Origin of the sequence: Curtobacterium sp. Leaf261 (assembly GCF_001422205.1) — a bacterium.
Lineage (GTDB): Bacteria > Actinomycetota > Actinomycetes > Actinomycetales > Microbacteriaceae > Curtobacterium.
Genome location: NZ_LMMJ01000007.1, coordinates 21955 through 41405, shown reverse-complemented (window position 1 = coordinate 41405; position 19451 = coordinate 21955). Strand labels below are relative to the sequence as shown.

20 protein-coding genes are annotated in these 19451 nt (G+C 71.5%); 17 read left to right on the top strand and 3 right to left on the bottom strand.

The window, feature by feature from the left end; genetic code table 11:
* Position 1: 1 nt before the first annotated feature.
* The 3 genes from ASF23_RS05520 to ASF23_RS05510 all read left to right on the top strand — a co-directional run bounded on the left by ASF23_RS05520 (position 2) and on the right by ASF23_RS05510 (position 2183).
* Complete coding sequence (locus tag ASF23_RS05520) at positions 2-649, top strand: class F sortase (RefSeq protein ID WP_055950354.1); 648 nt, start codon at positions 2-4, stop codon at positions 647-649.
* 95 nt (positions 650-744) lie between these two features.
* Positions 745-1296, top strand: a complete 552-nt coding sequence (locus ASF23_RS05515) for an RNA polymerase sigma factor (RefSeq protein WP_055950349.1) — start codon at positions 745-747, stop codon at positions 1294-1296.
* The gene (locus ASF23_RS05510) at positions 1293-2183 is read left to right on the top strand and encodes an anti-sigma factor (RefSeq protein ID WP_055950347.1); all 891 of its coding nucleotides are present in this window, start codon (positions 1293-1295) and stop codon (positions 2181-2183) included. Before ASF23_RS05515 ends, ASF23_RS05510 begins: the two co-directional genes overlap by 4 nt.
* 55 nt (positions 2184-2238) lie before the next feature.
* On the opposite strand, the gene ASF23_RS05505 is transcribed toward ASF23_RS05510, so the two are convergent.
* Genes ASF23_RS05505 through ASF23_RS05495 form a run of 3 tightly spaced genes read right to left on the bottom strand, consistent with a single transcriptional unit; the run spans position 2239 to position 4083 of the window.
* Positions 2239-2799, bottom strand: a complete 561-nt coding sequence (locus ASF23_RS05505) for a dihydrofolate reductase family protein (protein WP_055950344.1) — start codon at positions 2797-2799, stop codon at positions 2239-2241.
* A gap of 10 nt (positions 2800-2809) precedes the next feature.
* Complete coding sequence (locus ASF23_RS05500) at positions 2810-3085, bottom strand: glutaredoxin family protein (protein WP_055950342.1); 276 nt, start codon at positions 3083-3085, stop codon at positions 2810-2812.
* Between the two features lie 26 nt (positions 3086-3111).
* Positions 3112-4083, bottom strand: a complete 972-nt coding sequence (locus ASF23_RS05495; RefSeq protein WP_055950338.1) for a glycoside hydrolase family 16 protein — start codon at positions 4081-4083, stop codon at positions 3112-3114.
* Positions 4084-4361: 278 nt separating this feature from the next.
* On the opposite strand from ASF23_RS05495, the gene ASF23_RS05490 reads away from it, so the two are divergent.
* The 14 genes from ASF23_RS05490 (at position 4362) to ASF23_RS05425 (ending at position 19335) form a co-directional block, all read left to right on the top strand.
* Entirely contained in the window at positions 4362-5945 is a 1584-nt protein-coding gene (locus ASF23_RS05490; RefSeq protein WP_055950335.1) for a carboxylesterase/lipase family protein, read from the top strand.
* 27 nt (positions 5946-5972) lie between these two features.
* Complete coding sequence (locus tag ASF23_RS05485; protein WP_055950332.1) at positions 5973-7265, top strand: DedA family protein; 1293 nt, start codon at positions 5973-5975, stop codon at positions 7263-7265.
* A 65-nt stretch (positions 7266-7330) separates the two neighbouring features.
* On the top strand, positions 7331-8407 hold the full coding sequence (locus ASF23_RS05480; RefSeq protein WP_235510794.1) for a PrsW family intramembrane metalloprotease: 1077 nt from the start codon (positions 7331-7333) through the stop codon (positions 8405-8407).
* A 44-nt stretch (positions 8408-8451) separates the two neighbouring features.
* Positions 8452-10251 carry an adenosylhomocysteinase gene (locus tag ASF23_RS05475; protein ID WP_156364271.1) on the top strand — a complete coding sequence of 600 codons (1800 nt, stop codon included), beginning with the start codon at positions 8452-8454 and terminating at the stop codon, positions 10249-10251.
* On the top strand, positions 10248-11708 hold the full coding sequence (locus ASF23_RS05470; RefSeq protein ID WP_326998993.1) for an amidohydrolase family protein: 1461 nt from the start codon (positions 10248-10250) through the stop codon (positions 11706-11708). The genes ASF23_RS05475 and ASF23_RS05470 overlap by 4 nt, the downstream gene beginning before the upstream one ends.
* Entirely contained in the window at positions 11705-12205 is a 501-nt protein-coding gene (locus ASF23_RS05465; protein ID WP_235510793.1) for a cupin domain-containing protein, read from the top strand. The genes ASF23_RS05470 and ASF23_RS05465 overlap by 4 nt, the downstream gene beginning before the upstream one ends.
* Positions 12206-12460: 255 nt before the next feature.
* A complete protein-coding gene (locus ASF23_RS05460; RefSeq protein ID WP_055950326.1) occupies positions 12461-13285 on the top strand; it encodes an ABC transporter substrate-binding protein in 825 nt (274 codons plus the stop codon).
* Positions 13286-13297: 12 nt separating this feature from the next.
* Positions 13298-14185, top strand: a complete 888-nt coding sequence (locus tag ASF23_RS05455) for an amino acid ABC transporter permease (protein WP_055950323.1) — start codon at positions 13298-13300, stop codon at positions 14183-14185.
* 95 nt (positions 14186-14280) lie between these two features.
* On the top strand, positions 14281-15042 hold the full coding sequence (locus tag ASF23_RS05450; protein ID WP_055951483.1) for an amino acid ABC transporter ATP-binding protein: 762 nt from the start codon (positions 14281-14283) through the stop codon (positions 15040-15042).
* 64 nt (positions 15043-15106) lie between these two features.
* Entirely contained in the window at positions 15107-15430 is a 324-nt protein-coding gene (locus tag ASF23_RS05445) for a DUF6507 family protein (protein ID WP_055950321.1), read from the top strand.
* Positions 15423-17327 carry an alpha/beta hydrolase gene (locus ASF23_RS05440; protein WP_055950318.1) on the top strand — a complete coding sequence of 635 codons (1905 nt, stop codon included), beginning with the start codon at positions 15423-15425 and terminating at the stop codon, positions 17325-17327. Before ASF23_RS05445 ends, ASF23_RS05440 begins: the two co-directional genes overlap by 8 nt.
* Positions 17327-17926: a hypothetical protein gene (locus ASF23_RS18220; protein WP_156364269.1), complete on the top strand. Its 600-nt coding sequence runs from the start codon at positions 17327-17329 to the stop codon at positions 17924-17926. The genes ASF23_RS05440 and ASF23_RS18220 overlap by 1 nt, the downstream gene beginning before the upstream one ends.
* Before the next feature lie 173 nt (positions 17927-18099).
* Entirely contained in the window at positions 18100-18576 is a 477-nt protein-coding gene (locus ASF23_RS05430) for a hypothetical protein (protein ID WP_162236721.1), read from the top strand.
* Positions 18577-18735: 159 nt separating this feature from the next.
* The gene (locus ASF23_RS05425) at positions 18736-19335 is read left to right on the top strand and encodes a hypothetical protein (RefSeq protein WP_156364267.1); all 600 of its coding nucleotides are present in this window, start codon (positions 18736-18738) and stop codon (positions 19333-19335) included.
* The last annotated feature ends 116 nt before the right edge of the window (positions 19336-19451 follow it).

The following is a 19451-nucleotide window of genomic DNA, read 5'->3' as shown; positions in this document are numbered from 1 at the left end:
CATGTCGGTCCGGGCCGCGGTGACGGCGACCTCGTCCGTCGTCGTCGCCCTGGCCCTGCTGACCGCGTGTTCGTCGGTGGATCGGGTCCCCGACGGACACGCGTCCGACCTGACGGCCGCACCCACGCCGGTCCCGTCGGCGTTCTCCACCGCCGTCCCGGTCCAGGGCGCCGCACTCCCGCCCACCGCGGCGCCCCCCGCTCCGCCGACCAGACTCACGGTCGACTGGGCGGGGGTCGACGTCCCCGTCCATCCGGAGGGCGTCGACCCGACGGGGGCCATGACGCTCCCGGACGACCCGGCGACGGCGGGCTGGTACCGGTTCGGGCCGACACCGGCCTCGGCGACGGGCTCGACGGTGATCGCCGCGCACGTCGACGCCGTCGGCTACGGGATCGGACCGTTCGCGCACCTCATCGACGTGCCCGACGGGACGGCCGTCTCGGTGACCGACGCCGACGGGGACGTCTCCGACTACGTCGTCGACTCGGTCCAGATGCTCGCCAAGACGTCCGTCCCCTGGGGATCCGTCTTCGACAGCACCGGACCCCGACGGCTCGTGCTCGTCACGTGCGGCGGGGTGTTCGACACGTCGACGCACCACTACGAGAGCAACCTGGTCGTGACCGCGACCCCGGCGGTCCCGTGAGCAACGCCGACCCCGTACCATCTGACGATCGGCCCGTCCGTGCCCGCCGCCCGGCGGGCTCCGACGATCAGGCGCCCGGAAGGCATCACGACGACGTGACCGCGACCACCCCAGAGGACAGTGCGATCTCCGACGCGTTCCGCGCCGGGGACGAGCGCGCGCTCGCGGCCGCCTACGAGCGGTGGTCGCCGCTCGTCCACTCCCTCGCGCTCCGGGCACTGGCCGACGTCGCCGAGGCGGAGGACGTCACGCAGAAGGTCTTCGTGCGCGCATGGCGGAGTCGGTCGACGTTCGACCTGGCGCGGGGACCGCTCGGCGCCTGGCTCGTCGGCATCGCCCGGAACTGCATCGCCGACACGTGGGCATCGCGGACGCGGCTGTCCCGCCTCGAGCACGCGGTCGCGGCCGAGCAGGTCACGCGGGAGACGAGGGCGGACGACGCCGTCGACGTCGCCGAGCGGGTGCTCGTCGCGGAGGAGGTCGACCGGCTCGACGAGGTGCCCCGGAACATCATGCGACTCGCGTTCTACGGCGAGCTGACGCACACCGAGATCGCCGACCGCACGGGTCTGCCGCTCGGCACCGTGAAGAGCCACATCCGTCGAAGTCTCGCTCGGCTCCGAACACGTCTCGAGGTGATCGAATGACCCACATCGACGACGAGACGCTCTCCGTGCTCGCGATCGTGTCCGGCGCGGCGTCGCCGGACACCGGGTCGTGGGGTGCCGGCGTGCTGACCCCGGAGGAGGCGTCGCACCTCGCCGCGTGCGCGCACTGCCGGTCCGAGCTCGCCGCGATCCGCCGGGTGGTCGCACTCGGTCGGGCCTCCGACGGACTGGAGCTCTCGCGACCGGACCCGATGGTGTGGCAGCGGATCGCCGAGGAACTCGGGCTCGACCACGACGCGGCAGCACCGGCGCATCCTGCACCGCGGGCGAGCGGTGCGGCGCGCCCGCTGTCGATCGACCTCGCCGCCCCCGGACGAGGACCGCGACGGCCCGGCCGTCCCGACCGCCCGGCCCGTGGACGCGCGGTGTGGATCCCCGTCGCCGCGGCCGCCCTGGTGGTCGGGGCAGCCGGGGGACTCCTCGGTGGCGGTGCGTTCCGGGCACCCGCGCCCACGCAGTCGTCCACCGCGGTCGGGAGCGAGGTCGTCGTGTCCCGTGCGGCACTCGACGCGTTCCCGGGCTGGACCGGTGCGCGCGGGACGGCGACGCTCGAGCGGACGCCGGGCGGACGGTTGACGCTCGTCGTCGACCTCGACACGAGGTCCGAGTCCGGCTCCGGGCCCGGCTCCGAGGCCGGCTCCGGCGCGGGTTCGCCGCTGCGCGAGGTGTGGCTGATGCGTCCGGACCTCTCGGGGCTCGTGAGCGTCGGCTTCCTCGACGGTGACCGCGGCCGGTTCGTGGTCCCGAGCGGTGTCGACCCGGGCGACTACCCGCTCGTCGACGTCTCCGCCGAGGCCGACGACGGGAACCCGCAGCACTCCGGGGACTCGATCGTGCGGGGGACGCTCGAACCGCGGAGGCCCTGACCCGAGACCCGAGGCCCGAGACCTGAGGCCCGAGGCCCGGGGCCCGGGCCGTGCGTCAAGCGTGCCGGACCCGGTAGGCCAGGTGCACGACCCCGCTCGCGAAGGCATGCGTCGAGACCAGGTCGAGCCGCGCCTCCAGGCCGAGGGGCAGGAACGGCGTGCCGCCGCCGACGACCACCGGACAGACGAACTGGTGGACGTCGTCGACCAGGCCGGCGCGGAGCGCGACGGCCGCGAGGGTCGGACCGCCGATCAGGACGTCCCGGTCGTCGTCGCGGAGGAGGCGCCGCACCTCGTCGATGTCGAACCTCCGCCGGAGCTCGGTGCGTCTCGTCGGCACGGCGTCGAGCGTCGCCGAGTAGACGACCTTGTCCGCGGTGCGCCAGGCCGTGGCGAACTCGTCCATCACGGCGGGCTCGCCGAGGAGGTCCATGGTCTCCCACGCCTGCATGGTCTCGTAGAGCCGCCGCCCGTAGAGGTGGGTCCCGATCGGCCGCTGGAGCGCGTTGACGAACGCGTGGACCTCCTCGTCGGGTGCGGCCCAGTCGAACCGGCCCTCCCGATCGGCCACGAAGCCGTCGAGCGAGGTGATGCTCGAGTAGAGGAGGCGGCCCACGGCCCGGCCGCTAGTCCGTCGCGGCGACGATGCCGGACGACACCAGCTCGGCCTGGAGTTCGGCGTCCGAGGGCTCGACGAAGTGCGTGCCGTTCGGGAGCACGACCACGGGGATGTTCTGACGTCCCGAGATCGCCTGCGCGCGGGACGCGCCGTCTTCGACCGCCTCGACGTCGACGTAGTCGTACTCGACCCCGAGTCGGTCGAGGAGCGCCTTGGAGCGTCGGCAGTCGCGGCACCAGTCCGCGCCGAACATGGTCACCGTCTCGGAGGTCGTCTCAGCCATGGCTCCACCGTAACCCCGCGCGCGTCTCAGGACGCCGGTGCGGACCGGATCCAGTCGACGAGCATGGTCGAGGTCCGCGGGCTCGAGGCCGTCGGGGCGGGGGTCGAGCCGCCGATCGCCATGCTGAGGACGATGTCGAACTGCCCGTCGAAGACCCACTTGAGGTCGGCCGGCGAGGTGTCGGGGGTCAGGTCGGTCGCCACGACGCCGTCCACGCTGATCACGACGTGGCCGGGACTGCGGGTCACCGAGTAGATGTGGAACGCATCGCTGACCGGCTCGTCGTGGATCACGACGTTGCCGGCCTGCACGTTCGTGTCGGGGGACCCGACCCTCGGCCCGTGGACGTAGTGCGTGGTCCGGTGCGTGTCGATCGGCGCCTCGACGACGTCGATCTCGCCGCACCGGGGCCAGCCGACGGTGTCGACGTCGGACCCGAGCATCCAGAACGACGGCAGGAGGGACCCGCCGTCGGGGAACTTGATCCGCGCGGACACGGTGCCGTACCCGAACGACTGCTTGCCCTTCGTGGTGATCCGTCCCGACTCGTAGGGTGCACCGCCGCCCGGACCGACGGTCGCCGTGATCGCGAGGTGCCCGTGCCCGTCGAGCACGGCGTTCGTGTCGGAGTAGGTCTGCAGCTCGCTGTTGCCCCAGCCGCCGGCACCGGTCTGCTGGGTCCACCGAGCGGCGTCGGGCTGGGAGCCCGCGGGACCGTCGAACTCGTCTAACGACCCGCGCGCGGGTGTCGTGGGGGTACCGGACGCGGTCCCGGTGACACCCGGGCTCGCGCTGGCGCCCGCGTCGAACGCGGGGACGGTCGAGCCGGCGGCGTAGCCGCTGCACCCGGCGAGGGCGAGGCCGGCGACGAGCGCGAGGGCGATCGCACCACCGCCTCGACGTGCGAGGGCGCGGCGGCGCGCAGGACCACCGCGGGGCGGGGCGGCACCGGGGCGCGCAGGGACACCGCTGCGCGTTCCGGCGCTGCGTTCGGGCATGGTCGGGCCTCGGCGCGCGGGTACGCGTCGGACCCAGGGCGTCGGGAACGCCCTGTGGTTCGAGTCCACGGGAACTCCAGGAGAGGTGGCCACTCCGCTCGGACATCGCGGGTACGACACGAGCAGGTGAACCTTCGGGTTGACGTGAGGATACGTCCAGATCCTCGACGTGTGCCGAGAACTCCGGTTTCCTGCGCGATGCCGCCACCCGACAGTCTCGACGCACTCCCGAACTGGGGCGGGCGACACCGAGGACCCGCGCGTAGCGTCGCCCGACGATGACCACCACCACGTCGACGGACCCCCTCGCCGTCCGCAAGAGCCCGATCGTCCGGACGAGCAGCGGCGACCTCCGCGGCTCCGAGCACCGCGGTGTCCGTCGCTGGCTGGGCGTGCCGTACGCCGCCGCCCCGGTCGGCCCGCTGCGCTTCCGCGCTCCGCAGCCCGTCGAACCGTGGGAGGGCGTCCGACCTGCGACCGAGCCCGGCGCCGCTGCCCCGCAGGAGGCCCGCCCGTTCACCGGCGGGATCTCGAAGACCTTCGCGCAGTCGGAGGACTGCCTGTTCCTCAACGTGTTCAGCCCGAGCGACGCGGGCCCGGAGCCGCTCCCCGTGCTGGTCTTCATCCACGGCGGTGCCTACCGCTCGGGGACCGGTGGTTCGCCGGACTACGACAGCACCCCGCTCGCGGCCCGGGGCATCGTCGTCGTCACGATCTCCTACCGACTCGGTGCGTTCGGGTCGATGGACCTCACCGCGCTGAACGACGACGCCGACGGCATCCGGTTCGACGCGAACTGCACGCTCCGCGACCAGGTCGCCGCCCTCGCCTGGGTCCGCGACGAGATCGCGGCCTTCGGCGGTGACCCCGCCCGCGTGACGATCGCGGGGGAGTCCGCCGGCGGCAACTCGATCACGACGCTCCTGGCGACCCCGTCGGCCAGGGACCTGGTGCACGGAGCGATCGCGCAGAGTGCGCACCCGATGACGGCGCACACCCCGGCGAACAAGGCCGAGCACGCCCACATGCTCGTCGAGCGCCTCGGTCTCGACCCGGCCCACGCCGGACGCGACCTGCTCCGGGTGCCGGCAGCGCGCCTCCAGGCCGTCGGCGAGGAGCTCGACGACGACGTGACCCGCGCGACGCCACTCGTGGCGGTGTTCTCGCCGACCATCGACGGCGAGTTCCTGCCGGAGCACCCGCTCGAGGCCTTCCGGGCCGGTCGGGCGAACCCCGTGCCGCTCGTGATCGGCACCAACCACGACGAGTCCTCGCTGTTCAAGCGCTCGAAGACGGCGATCCTGCCGACGACGGAGGCGCGGGCCGAGCAGCTCGTCGCGGGGACCGACCCCGAGGCATGGGAACGCATCCGCGCCCTGTACTCGATCGAGCGAGGCGCCGACGACGTCCGCCGCGACTGGATCGCGGCCGGCGGTGACGGGGTCTTCACGGTCCCGTCGATCGACGTCGCCCAGGCGCACGCCGCGAACGGGCACCCGACGTGGATGTACCGCTTCGACCACGCGTCGCCGCTGATGCGGCTCGTCGGGCTCGGTGCCACGCACGGCACCGAGCTGCCCTACCTGTTCGCCGCCTACGGCACACCGCTCGGGAGGATCGTCACCGGCACCGACACACCGCGCGTCCGCCGTCGGGTCCACCGGGTGCTCGCGGGTTCGTGGGTGGCGTTCGTCCGCGACGGTGTCCCGTCGCACGCCGGGTGGACGTGGCCCCGGTACGAGGTGGAGGACGGAGCGCCGGGTGCTCGGGCGACGCTGTGCATCGACACGGTCAGCCACGTCGAGCACGACCCGGACGCCGAGGTCCGCCGGGCATGGAGCGGCACGCACTACGAGTTCTGAGCGGCACTGATGTATTAGTATGGCCTCATGGACGTCCTCACCTGGATCACCGACTCGGCGTCGTCGCTCCCGGATCCGCTGGTGTGGGTGCTCGGCGGCCTGTTCTCGTTCCTCGAGTCCGGCCTCGGTCTCGGGTTCGTGATGCCCGGCGAGACGATCGTGCTGATCCTCTCCGCGGCGCTCGACGACCCGTTCGCGATCGTCGTGATGGGCATCGTGGTGGCGCTGTTCGCCTCCGCCGGTGACCACGTCGGGTACCTGCTCGGCCGGAAGCTCGGCAGCGGGATCCGCGACGGCAAGATCGTCCGGAAGCTCGGGCAGGCGAACTGGGACCGTGCCGTCGGCGTCCTCGAGAAACGTGGCGCGTGGGCGGTCTTCCTGACGCGGCTCGTCCCCGTGATCCGCACGCTGATGCCCGCGGCGGCCGGGGTCGCGAACCTGCGGTACCCGGCGTTCCTCGCGGCGTCCCTCGGCGGCGCCGTCACCTGGGCGCTCGTCTACGTCGGCTGCGGCGCGCTCCTCCGCGGCTCGATCGACGCCGTGCAGCGCACCATCGGCCAGGCCGCGTGGGTCCTCATCGCCGTCGCCGTCGTGGCCGCGATCGTCGTCGTGGTGGTCCGGAAGGTCCTCCGTCGGCGTCGGGAGGACGAAGTGGCCAGCGCTGCCGGTGGTACCGGCCCGGTCGTGGACGCGGTGACGGGCATCGCGCTCGACGACGCCCTGGTCGCTCCGGCTCCGCTCCGGACCGCGGACGACATCCGGGCCGGTCGGCGGGCGACGACCGTCGTGCTCGGCCGCGCCGTCCTCGTCGTGGCGTTCGTCGTCCTGCTCGTCGTCGGCCGAGACGACACCGTGCTCCGGACCGTCGCCGGAGTGCTCCCGCTGATCGTCCTCGTGGCGGAGTTCGTCCGACTCGCGACGTGGGGCCGGATCGCGGGCTACACCGGCACCGCGATCGAGCCGACCGTCCTGCGGCTCACCACGATCGGGTTCGCGGTCGGACTCGCCGTCGGGCATCTCCTGCCGGTCTCCCTCGTCGTGGCGCTCGTCGTCCCGGACGCGCTGCTCGCGCTGTTCGCCGTCGTGACGCTCGGCCGGGGCATCCGTCCGGCGTTCTCGGTGCTCGACCGCCTCCGCGACCTCTGCCTGCTCGCGGCGCCGGCGTTCGTGCTGCTGGCCGTGGGTCCCGTGCGCGGGATCGGGACGGTGGGCACGCTGCTCGTGTTCGCGGGCATCGTGCTGACGGCGATCGTCGCGGCGCAGGTCGCGCGGACGTTCGTGGCGCGCTGGCAGTTCGCCCAGATGGACACCGTCGACTGACCGGGACGCCACCGATCTCCGGCGGGCTCCGAGCGCGTCCACTGGTTCGCGAGCACGATGGGGGAATGGCCATGACGGACCCGGCACGCGTCGCATTCGACGCGCCCATCGACCCCGACCCCGAGGACGTCCCTCGACCACACGCGCACCACCGGCACGGCTGGTGGTGGAAGACGCTCCTGCTCGGTCTCGCGCTGTGGATCGTCACCATCGTCGTGACCGTCGTCACGCTCAACGTGAACCTCGTGCCGACGATCATCCTCATCGGCAGCTTCCTGGTGCCGTTCACGGTCGTGCTGTTCGTCATCGAGCGGGTCACCGGCACCGTCAGCACCCTGCAGCTCATCGTCGCGTTCTTCGTCGGCGGCATCCTCGGGGTCCTCGGCGCGTCCCTGCTCGAGGCGAACCTCGGCAACACCGTGTTCCTGTACCTGCTCGTCGGCTTCGTCGAGGAGTTCGTCAAGGTGGTCCTCCTGCTGTTCATCGGCTGGCGCGTCCGTCCGAAGACCGCCAGGCAGGGTGCGCTCCTCGGTGCGACGGTCGGTGCGGGGTTCGCGGCCTTCGAGTCCGCGGGGTACGCGTTCAACGCCGCGATCACGACCAGGGGCATCGACCTGTACTCGCTGCTGCAGACCGAGGTCATCCGTGCGGTGCTCTCCCCGGTCGGGCACGTGCTCTGGACGGCGATCATCGGCGCGGTCGTCTTCGGCGTCGCACACGGCCGCGCGCGCTTCCGCTGGTCGTGGATCGCGGTCGTCGCGTACGTCGGGGTCGCACTCCTGCACGGGCTGTGGGACTCCACGAGCGGCATCGCGGAGCTCCTGGCGCGGGTGTTCACCGGCACCGTGTCGTCGGACGTCCACACCCTGCCGCCTGCGACGATCCGCGACATCGAGTCCCTGACGACGGTCCTCTACGTCGTCGGCATCGCGCTCGTGTCGGCGATCGGGGTCGTCGTGCTCATCTGGGTCCTCGTGCACCACGCCCGGAAGACGAAGCGGCTGGCGGCGTCGGGCGGCGGGTCCGCCGGCGGTGGGCCGTCCTGGCCGGCCGGTCCGGGCCTCCAGTCCGATCCGAGCACCCGGTGGGCGACCGCCGGGAGCGGGTGGGGCGGTACGCCGCCCCCGCACGCCGTGCGCTGAGCCGCGCCGACGCCGAGGCCGCCACCCCGCTCTACACTTGCGGCATGGCAGCCTCGATCGCCCACGACCCCGCTGCGGTCGCGTGGGCCTCGGCCGCCGTCCGCAGGTTCGCCGCCGCCACGAACCTCCTCGTCGCGGGGCGGCGCTTCCGGATCGTGGGTGACGGTCCGGACGCCCGGGTCCTCGCGGCCGTGCTCACCGGGCTCGGCGCGCGTGCGGCGACCGACGGCGACACCGTCGACCAGCTGTGGTGCATCGGCGACATGACGGTGAGCACCGCCGCGATCGAGGCGCTCGCCGACCGGCCGCGCGGCTCCTCCCTCGTCGTGGTCGACGCGGGCCGGCACGTCCCCGCGGTCGACGAGGACGCCTTCGGTCCGGCACGCTTCGTGCGTCCCGGCGTGCTCGGTGTGCCGATGCTCTCCGACGACGTGTTCCTCGTGAGCACCGGCCGCGACCTCGAGACCACTGCCGCGGCCGAGGAGCGCATCCGCTGGGCGGGCCGGTTCATGCCCGTCTCGCGAGCCCTCGCGGCGACCCTCCGCGAGGACGGCATCCTCCGAGGCATGCGCATCGGGGTCAGCATGGTGCTCGAGCCGAAGACCGCCGTGCTCTCCCTCCTGCTGCTCGACGCCGGTGCCGACGTCGTCGTGTACGCGCACGCCGACGAGACCGACGACGCCGTCGCGGAGGCGCTCCGGAACGCCGGGCTCGTGGTGTTCGCATCGAGTCGGGCGTCCATGGCGGAGCAGCGGGCGCTCGCGCTCGAGATGCTCGACCGTGAGCCGCACCTGCTCGTCGACGACGGTGCGCACGTCATCCGGCTCGCGCACGAGGCCCGGCCCGAGCTCCTCCCCGAGATCATCGGAGCGGCGGAGGAGACCACGAGCGGGCTCCGGCCCCTGCGGATCATGGCCGAGCGCGGTGTGCTCGCGATCCCGGTCATCGCGGTGAACGACGCTCGTGCGAAGACCCTCTTCGACAACCGGTACGGCACCGGGCAGTCGTGCGTGTTCGCGATCCTCGACCTGCTCGACGGCGTGGCGGGCGGGACCGGGGTGTCCGGGGTGTCCGGCGTGACCGGTGTCGACGGTGCTCCGCACCGGGTCCGGCCTGGAGGCACGGCTGTGGTCGTCGGGTTCGGTCACGTCGGCGAGGGGGTCGCGCTGGTGCTCGCCGCGCTCGGGATGCGGGTCGTCGTCGCGGAGACGGACCCCGTGCGCGCGCTGCAGGCCGTCTTCGCCGGGTACGCCGTGGCGCCGCTCGGCATCGCGGTCGGCACGGCGGACCTCGTCGTCTCGGCGACCGGTGTCCGGGACACGATCTCGCTCGACGTGCTGCGGGCGTGTGCGCCCGGTGTCGTCGTGGCGGTGGCGGGCGGGGTCGACCAGGAGATCGCGATCGAGGACGCCCTGGCCGCCGGAGCGACGCGATCCGTGGTCGGGCGGAAGGTCGAGCGGTTCGTCGTGCCCGGCGCGGACGCGCGTCCCGAGTCCGGGTCCGGTTCTGGGTGTGGGTCCGGTTCTGGGTCTGGGTCTGGGTCCGCCGTCCTCGTGCTCGACGACGGCGGGTGCATCAACATCACGGCGGGCGAGGGCAACCCGATCGAGATCATGGACATGTCCTTCGCGGTGCAGCTCGGCGCGATCCGGACACTGCTCGAGCACGGTGCGGAGCTCGACGTCGGCGTGCACCCCATCGACCCCGCGATCGACGACCGGATCGCCGCAGCCGCCCTCGCGCACCTCGGACTCGTCACCGACCCGGCCGGTCGGCCCGCGGACGCCCTGGACCACCCCGAGGACGACGTCCGGTCGAGCCGGTTCGGTCCGGTGCACCCGTGACGACGGAGAACCGGGGCAGCCGGCACCATCGCGACGACTCGGTGACGGTGCACTCCGCGAGGATCGTCGTGCCGATGACCGCGCCGCCGATCCTCGACGGAGCGGTCGCCGTGCAGGCCGGGCGGATCCTGCACGTCGGCGAGCGCTCGTGGGTGGTCGACCAGCTCGGCGCCCGCGGGCAGGGGTTCACCGAGCGGCACTGGCGCGGGGCGATCCTGCCGGGGCTCGTCAACGCGCACTCGCACCTGCAGTACACCGGCATGGCCAGTGTCGGCAGTGGCTCGTACGACGGGTTCGAGGACTGGGCCCGCTCGTTCACGACCTCGTACGACGAGGGCCACGACTGGGCGCACGACGCGGCGCTCGGCGCCGAGCGGTCCATCGTCGCCGGGGTGACGAGCATCGCCGACGTCATCACGGACATCGAGGCGGCGGACGTCCTCGCCGACGCCGGACTCGGGGGCATCGCGTACTGGGAGGTGATGGACTGGGAGAACGCGGCGTGGCAGGCCGGCGGGCGTGACCAGGTGCTGGCCGAGCTCGCACGGATCCCGACCACACCTGGCGCGGGGCTCTCTCCGCACGCGCCGTACTCGCTCGACGTCGCGCCCCTGCTCGAGCTCCCGGACATCGTCCGTCAGCAGGGACTCCGGCTCCACCTGCACCTCGGGGAGTCCGCGGTCGAGGGTGAGCGGCTGGCCCTCGAGCCGATCCCGGGCCTCGAGGGCGTCGTCGGCATCGGACACGGTGCGGACTGGCACCTGGCGAACGTGCCATCGTTCCGGGCGCTCCGAGCCCTCGGCTTCGGGGCGAGTGCGACGACGTTCGTGGACCGGCTCGGGGTGCTCGGCCCGGACTGCCACGTCGCGCACGGTGTCTACATGACGGCGGCCGACCGGGCACTCCTCCGCGCACGGGGCACCGCCGTCGCGCTCTGCCCGAGGTCGAACGCGGTCATCGGGCTCGATCCACCGCCCGTCGGCGACTACCTCCGCGAGGGGAGTCCCATCGCGGTCGGCACGGACTCGCTGTCGTCGTCGCCCTCGCTCGACCCGATGGCCGACGTGACCGCCCTGCACCGGATCGCCCGCGCGCAGGGGTACGCCGCACATGACCTGCACGCCCGGCTCCTCGCGGCGGCGACGCTCGGAGGCGCCCACGCCATGGGGCTCGCGGTCGGCCCGGACCGCGTCGGGCACCTCGCCGTCGGTGCCCGTGCGGACCTGGCGGTGTTCGACGTCGACGCCCGCACCGTGCCGGACGCGTTCGCCGAGCTCGTCGAGGACGGTGCCGGCCGGGCGATCGCCACCGTGGTCCGGGGTCGGCTCCGGGCGCAGGACGGCCGGCTCACGAGCGCGGGCACGACGGCCGGCACCGACGACGCAGGCACTGGCCCCACGAGCCCCACGAGCACCACCGGCGCAACCCGCACCACCCCGCAGAAGGAGTCCGCGTGAACGAACCCATCCAGCCGCACCCGACCACGGTCCCCAGGCGGAACGTCGCCGGACAGGTGATCGAGTGGCTGTCCGTGCCCCGTCGGGCCGCAGCGCTCGGCATGGAGCCGCACCCCGAGGGCGGCTGGTACGTCCGGACGTGGACCTCGCCCGCCGTCGTGCAGACCGCCGCCGGCGAACGTCCGGCAGCGACCCTGATCCACTTCCTGCTCCCGCCGGGCGAGGCCTCCGCGTGGCACCGGGTGACGAGCGACGAGATCTGGATGTGGCACGGTCCGGACAGCGTCGTGCTCGAGCTCGGCGGTTCCGGGGAGCAGCCCGTCCCCGCGGCGCAGATCACGCTCGGGCCGGATGCCGGCCGCGACCGGGTGAACGACGCGCAGGGGTTCGTCCGCGGGGGCGTCTGGCAGCGGACCCTGCCGGGCGACGGCGAGGTGCTCCTCAGCTGCCTGGTGTCGCCCGGGTTCTCGTTCGAGGACTTCACGCTCGCCGACTGACCCGCCCGCGCGCGTGTTCCGAACACCCCCGTCCACGCGGAACACCCGCATCCAGGTGTTCCAGGCGGACGGCCGTGTTCAGAACACCCCGCTCGTGACGGCGCCGCGCGAGGAGCGCCACCCGCGCGCAACCGGGCGCGAGTGCGCGCTCGTCGTGACGGAGCGTCATCGACTCGCACCGCGCCTCCAGTCCGTCGTACGATCATCGCCATCCCCGCAGCGCGACCCGAGCGCTCGACCGACAGAAGGCACCCCATGTCTCCTCGCCGCTCCCGCACCATCCGCTCCCTGCTCGTCGTCGCGACGGCGGCGGCGGCCGCCCTGTCGCTCGTCGCGTGCTCGGCCGGCGGCTCGAGCGGCGACACCGTGACCGACGGCAAGCTCACCATCGCGACCGGCCAGCCGGCGTACTCGCCGTGGGTGCAGAACGACAACCCCCGCTCGGGCAAGGGGTTCGAGTCGGCCGTCGCGTACGCCGTCGCGAAGAAGATGGGCTACAGCAAGGCCGACGTCGTGTGGACCAGGAGCACCTTCGACAGCGCGATCGCGCCCGGGGCCAAGGACTGGGACCTGAACCTCCAGCAGTTCTCGATCACGAGCAAGCGTGAGAAGGCCGTCGACTTCTCGCCGGCGTACTACACGACCACGCAGGCGGTCGTCACGACGAAGAAGTCGAAGGCGAACGGCGTCACGACCATCGCCGGGCTCAAGGCGCTCAAGATCGGGGTCGCCACCGGGAGCACGAGCTACGACGTGGTGAACGCGGAGATCGGGCAGCCGCAGGTGTTCAACTCCAACGACGACGCGGTGCTCGCCCTGAACAGCGGCCAGATCGACGCGCTCGTCACGGACCTGCCGACCGCGTTCTACATCTCCGCCTCCCAGGTCAAGGGCGGCGAGGTGTCCGCGCAGTTCCCCGACGACGGCAAGGGCGACCGGTTCGGCATCGTGCTCCCGAAGGACTCCGCGCTGACGCCGAAGGTCACGAAGGCCGTGAACGCCCTGCAGTCCGACGGCACCCTGAAGTCGCTGACCACGAAGTGGCTGTCGACCGAGGTCGATGCGCCCGTCCTCAAGTAGCGGGACCCCACGATGACCGGACCAGCGGGTTCCGCGGGCACCACGGTGGTCGCGCCGCTCGCGCCACCGAGCGACGTCGAGCTCGAACGTCGGCTCTGGCGGCGGCAGCGCGGTCGGAGGTCGCTCGCCGTGAGCATCGTCTCGACGCTCGTCGTCGTGGTGCTGCTCTGGCTCGGGGTCGTGAACACCCCCGGCTGGGCCTCGGTGCAGCAGTCGTTCTTCGACCCGGCGACGGCTGCCCAGACGTTCCCGAAGATCCTCCTCGGGCTCTGGCTGAACGTCCGGATCCTGTTCTTCGCGTCGATCGGGGTCGCGGTGTTCGCGACGATCCTGGCCGTCGTGCGGGGCCTCCGGAGCCCGGTGTTCTTCCCGCTGCGGATGCTCGCCACGGGCTACACGGACCTGTTCCGCGGGCTGCCGCTCATCATCGTGCTCTACCTGGTCGGCTTCGGGATCCCGGCGCTCGGGGTGTTCCCGCGGTTCCCGGCCGAGGTCTGGGGCACCGTCGCGATCATCCTGACCTACACGTCCTACGTGGCCGAGGTCCTCCGCGCGGGCATGGAGGCGGTGCACCCGTCGCAGCGGCTCGCCGCCAGGTCGCTCGGGCTGTCGCACGGGCAGACGCTCCGGCTCGTCGTGCTCCCGCAGGGCATCCGGAAGGTGACGCCGGCGCTCATGAACGACTTCGTGTCAATGCAGAAGGACGTCGGGCTCGTCTCGATCCTCGGTGCCGTCGACGCCGTGCGCGCGGCCAACATCGCGCAGGCAGAGACGTACAACTTCACCCCGTACTTCGTCGCGGGACTGCTCTTCGTCCTCATCAGCCTGCCGCTCATCCGGGTCACCGACGCGCTGGCGCGGCGGCAGCAGCGGCGCGAGCAGATCGGTGGTGCGGTGTGAGTGCGATCGGAGGGCTGAACGACCCCGGTCGCGAGTCGCGACCGATCATCCTGTCGTCCGGCTCCCGCAGGACGGGTTCCGACACGAGCACCGGACTGGAGGGACGGGACGGCCCCGGAGCACAGGACCCGGTCCTCGAGCTGCGCGCGGTCCGCAAGGCCTTCGGCGAAGCCCAGGTGCTGCGGGGCATCGACCTCGCGGTGCACCAGCACGAGGTCATCGCGGTCATCGGGGCCTCCGGGTCCGGCAAGTCGACGCTCCTCAAGACGGTGAACCTGCTCGAGGGCATCGACGACGGACAGATCTTCCTGCAGGGCGCGGACATCTCCGACCCCCGGGTGGACGTCGACGCGACCCGGGCCCGGATCGGCGTCGTGTTCCAGCAGTTCAACCTGTTCCCGCACATGACGGTGCTCGACAACGTGACACTCGCTGCGCGCAAGGTGCACGGGGTCGCGCCCGACGCTGCCTCGGCGGCCGCCCGCACGTTGCTCGAGCGGGTCGGGCTCGGCGCGTTCGCGTCGGCCTACCCGGACCGGTTGTCCGGCGGGCAGCAGCAGCGCGTGGCGATCGTCCGCGCGATCGTGACGGAGCCGGAGCTGATCCTGCTCGACGAGGTGACCTCCGCGCTCGACCCGCAGCTCGTGGGGGAGGTGCTCGACCTCGTCCGGGAGCTCAAGGAGTCCGGGTCGACGATCCTCATGACGACGCACGAGATGCACTTCGCGCGGAACGTGGCCGACCGCGTGGTGTTCCTGCACGAGGGTGCGGTCGTCGAGCAGGGTGCTCCCGCCGCCGTGCTGGACGACCCGCAGCACCCGGCGCTCCGCGCGTTCCTCGCGCGGGTCGGTCATTAGACATCGTATGTTTGTTTGATGTACCAGTAGGTCGGTAGGCTCCTCCGGAACAAGAGGGGGAGCCGTGACCGAGGGGTGGCGCGTCGACGTGGTCGGCGCTGGGGACGTGGTGCGACGGACCGCGGGCGCTGGTGAGCATCTGCAGACCGCGGCGAGTGCCGTGGGGGCGGCACTGGACTCGCTGCAGCGGACACTCGTCACGACGGACTGTTCGAGTGCGGCGGGCGCGTTCGCCGCCGCACGACGGGGTGATCCTCCGGCGATCGTGCGGACGGTGTCGGGTGCGATCACCGCGGCGGCCGAGGCCATGACCGTGATCGTGGACGGCGACGCCGAGATGGCCGACCGCGCATCGGCCGCGGCTCGGACGGCCGGGATCGATGACTGAGCGGCTGGTCGTCGAGGCTGACCTGCCCGTCGTCCGCGTCGATCCGGGAGCCGTCACCGACGTCGTGCGTGATCTCCGGACCTCCACGGGCGAACTCCAGCGGGCAGGGGACTCGGCGTCGTCCGCCTGGGCCGGCATCGGCCGGGCGTTCGAGGTCCCGGGTGTCACCGATGCCCTCGCGTCGGCGCTGCAGTCGGTGCCGCGGAGGGCGGCCGCACTCGCGGACGTCGGTGAGTCTGTCGCGTCGGCACTCGACGCATTCGCGGAGGCCGTGGCGACCCTCAAGCGGTCCCGGAAACGCCTGCTCGAGGACATCGCGGAGCTCCATGCCCGTGTCCGGAGGCTGGAGGGTGACGGCGACGGCGGCGGCGATGTCCCACCGGAGTGTCGCGAGCTCAACGCGGACCTCCACGACCAGGCGAGCGCTGCGCGGCGGGGGTGGACGGCGGCGCAGGCAACGCTGACCGCCGCGCTGCAGACGGCCGCGGGCGGGAGTTCGTTGCTGCCCGGGGTCGGTGCGGCCGCGAGTGTCCCGTCCCTCCTCGTCGCGCCGGTCGACTTCGCGGCGGTCGTCGAGCGGTTCACGAGCGCGTCGTTCCTCCCGTTGCTCGCGGAGCTGTCCAGGGGCGGTGCGCGGGCTGTCTCGGCCTGGCGGAGGCACCACCGGGCGGAGTGGGACCGACACATCGCGGCGACGATGTCGGCGTCGGACGTCGCGAGGTGGTGGGGTGGGCTCGACGCGGACCAGCGGACCGCCCTCGTCATGGGCGCGTCCGGTTGGATCGGCAGCCTGAACGGTGTCGCGTACTCCGATCGGGGACGCGCCAACCAGCACAGGCTCGACGTGATGCTCCCGAAGTACCGCAGGCAGTACGAGGTGATGTCGGCCAGGATCGGGGTGGGCTTGCCGTTCACGGCCGTTGAGCGCGCCGCCTACGCGTTGTTGGCGGAGCGGATCGCGGCGCTGGCGGCGATTAAGGCGACGTTGGCGGATACGCGCGCTGACCGTCCTCGTACCGTCGTCTCGCTGACCTTGGGGCACCCACCGCTCGCCGCGATCGCAGTCGGTGACCTGGACGCGGCGTCTCAGGTGACCGTCAACGTCCCGGGCATGGGAAACACGGTTGCGCAGAGCACGCGCGGTTGGGTCGGAGGTGCGGAAAATCTCTGGATCGAGGAGCAGCAAGCAGCGTCAGCGCTTCACATCGATGATCGCGTCGCCGTCGTCGCGTGGATCGGCTACGACACCCCGGACATGCCGCCGAGCGGCGAGGTCCTTCTCTCGACGAAGGCGCGGGCGGGTGCGACGAACCTCAGCGCGTTCCTGGACGGTGTTTCCGGTACTCGGGGATGGTCCGGCGGTCGGCATGTGTCGGTGGTGGCCCATTCCTACGGCACTACCACGGCGACGCTCGCGACGTCGACGACGCCGGTGTCGAACCTCACGCTCCTCGCCTCGGCCGGCGTAGACAGGAGTATCGCGGATGCGGATGCGGTCAATGTGCCCCGGGGTCACGTGTGGGCCAGTCAAGCGTCGAACGACTACATCGCGAACGTAGGAAGGGGCTCCGTAGAGAACGCCGGTGTCCGAGCTGGCCATGGTCAGCCCAACGTCGCAACAGGCACCCGGTCGCAGACGTTGAAGTTCTGGAGCGAGCATCCGCTGAACCCCGTGGACGACAAATGGGGCGCTCGGACGTTTCCGTCGGATGCGGAGACCATCAACGGGGCCGAGTACCTGGGGTCGGACGGACATTCGGCCACCCCGGCCACTGACGCCGTCGATCGGCACCAACCAGTGACAGAGCACGGGTACCTCGACGCGGGGACCTCGTCCGTGCGGAACGCTGCCTACACGAGTCTCGGATACAGCCCGGATGGAAAGAAGATCCCGTGATGAGCGTGGTTCGTGTGCTGCTCAGCGTTGCATCACTCTCGACGTGCGTCGTGCTGCTTACAGGATGTTCTCCGATCAACATACAGAAAGACGATCGCATGGTTGCGCCGCCGACGAACAGTTCCGCGGCCAAGGCCGCCTGGATCGATCTGACTACCCAGATCGCAGCGACCCAACAGATGGTCGGTGGCGAATGGGAGGTCCTGGACACGAATTCTCGGGCTTGCGGTGACGGAGGAGCGAGCTGGGTCGTCGCTCGTATCGGACCCGGTGTGCCGGCCGCCGACCGAAGAGCACTGGCTGACGAAGTTGAGGCGGCGTGGAAGGCGTACGGCTGGTCCCCGGTTCGCGCTCCGTTCGGTGTCGACGCGCCAGGGCTCCGCCTCCGGTATCCGGCGAGTGGCGTCTTGCCCAATGGCTTCTACATCGAGTTCAACTCGAATAGATATGCCTCGACGATCGGCGCACAGACTCCCTGCGCAGCTGGCGATGTCGACCAGCTGAACCGCGAGCAATTCGCCTTCAACAACACGCCTGGGTACACGCCAACACCCGCGTCCTCGCCCACGGCTCTGACGCCTACGCCCCGCACGCCGTGAGCAACGATCGCGCACGACTCGGCCTGCCTCGGGCTGAGGCTGTAGCACCTCATGCGGACCCCACCAAGCGGGCGCTCGGCGAACGTGCGGGCCGTGTCGTTCACGCAGTCGGTACCGTCCTCGCAGTTGTGGTGGCGCTCTCGGCATGTGCCCAACCCGACGTACGAAGGGACGTGCGCACGAATGTGGCATCGACCAACGGCTCGGCGGCGAAGTCGGAATGGCTCGATCTGAGCGAGAAGGCAGCGGCAACGCAGAACATCGTCGGCGGTGATTGGGAGTACGTGGACAGCAACGCGGATGACTGTGGTGACGGGGGTGCTCACTGGGGGATCACCCGTCTCGGACCGGGCGTCCCGGAGGCCGAGCGCAACGACCTCTTCGACCGGGTCCAGACCGCCTGGAAGGCCTTCGGCTGGGATGCTGCTCGAACGAAGCTCGGCGGAGACGCACCAGGTCTGCAGCTCCGCTATCCCGCAAGCGGTGTCAGGGAGGACGGCTTCTACATTGAATTCGACTCGACCGTCCACGGCACCACTATCGGCGCACAAACTTCCTGTGCTGCCGGAGATGTCGATCAACTCGCGAAGGAGCAGTTCGCCTACAACAACACCCCCGGACGCACGCCATCGGCTACACCGACGCCCTGAGCAATCTCGGTCACACGTCGGGCGGACGGAACATTTCGTGACGTTCTTGCCTCATCCCGAGTCGGTGAGGGAGCGCGGATACCTCGACTCCGGCACCTCGTCGTTGCGAAACACTGCGTACACCAGTCTCGGCTACACCCCGGACGGGAAGAAGATCCCGTGACGCGCACCCCTCGGCTGCTCTTCGCGACCGTGACTGCTACCGCCGTTGTAGCGCTCACCGTGGGGTGCTCTCACGGAAAGAACGAGAACAGGAAAATGAACGCATCACCAATCGGCAACTCGGCGGCCAAGGCCCAGTGGTTCGACCTCACCACGCGGATCGAAGCAACACAGCAGCTCGTGGGCGGGGATTGGGAGGTCGTCGACTCGAATGCGCGCCCCTGCAACGAGGGGGCAGTGAATTGGACCATCACCCGAATTGGGCCAGGCGTGCGCACGGCTGAGAGGGAGGAGCTGTTCGACAGCGTTGAGGTGGCCTGGAAGAAGAACGGGTGGGAGCCTGTCCGGAGGGCAACTGGCGGGGACGCGCCTGGCTTGCGGCTCCGGTACCCTGCAAGCGGAGTTCTGGGCGATGGGTTCTACGTCGAGCTCGAGTCGACCGTCCACGGCACTACCATCGGCGCTCAGACGGCGTGCGCGGCTGGCGATGTCGACCAACTGAACCGCGAGCAGTTCGCATTCAACAACACGCCCGGCTACACGCCGACACCCGCGGCCTCGCCCACGGCACTGGCGCCGACGCCGCCCGCGCCGTGAGCATCCGTCGCGCGCGACTCGGTGCGCCTCGAGCCGTGGCTGGCGCACCTCGTGCGCACCCCGCCATGCGGGCGCGAGGGGCACGCACGGCCCGTGTCGTTCGCGCCGCTGCGACC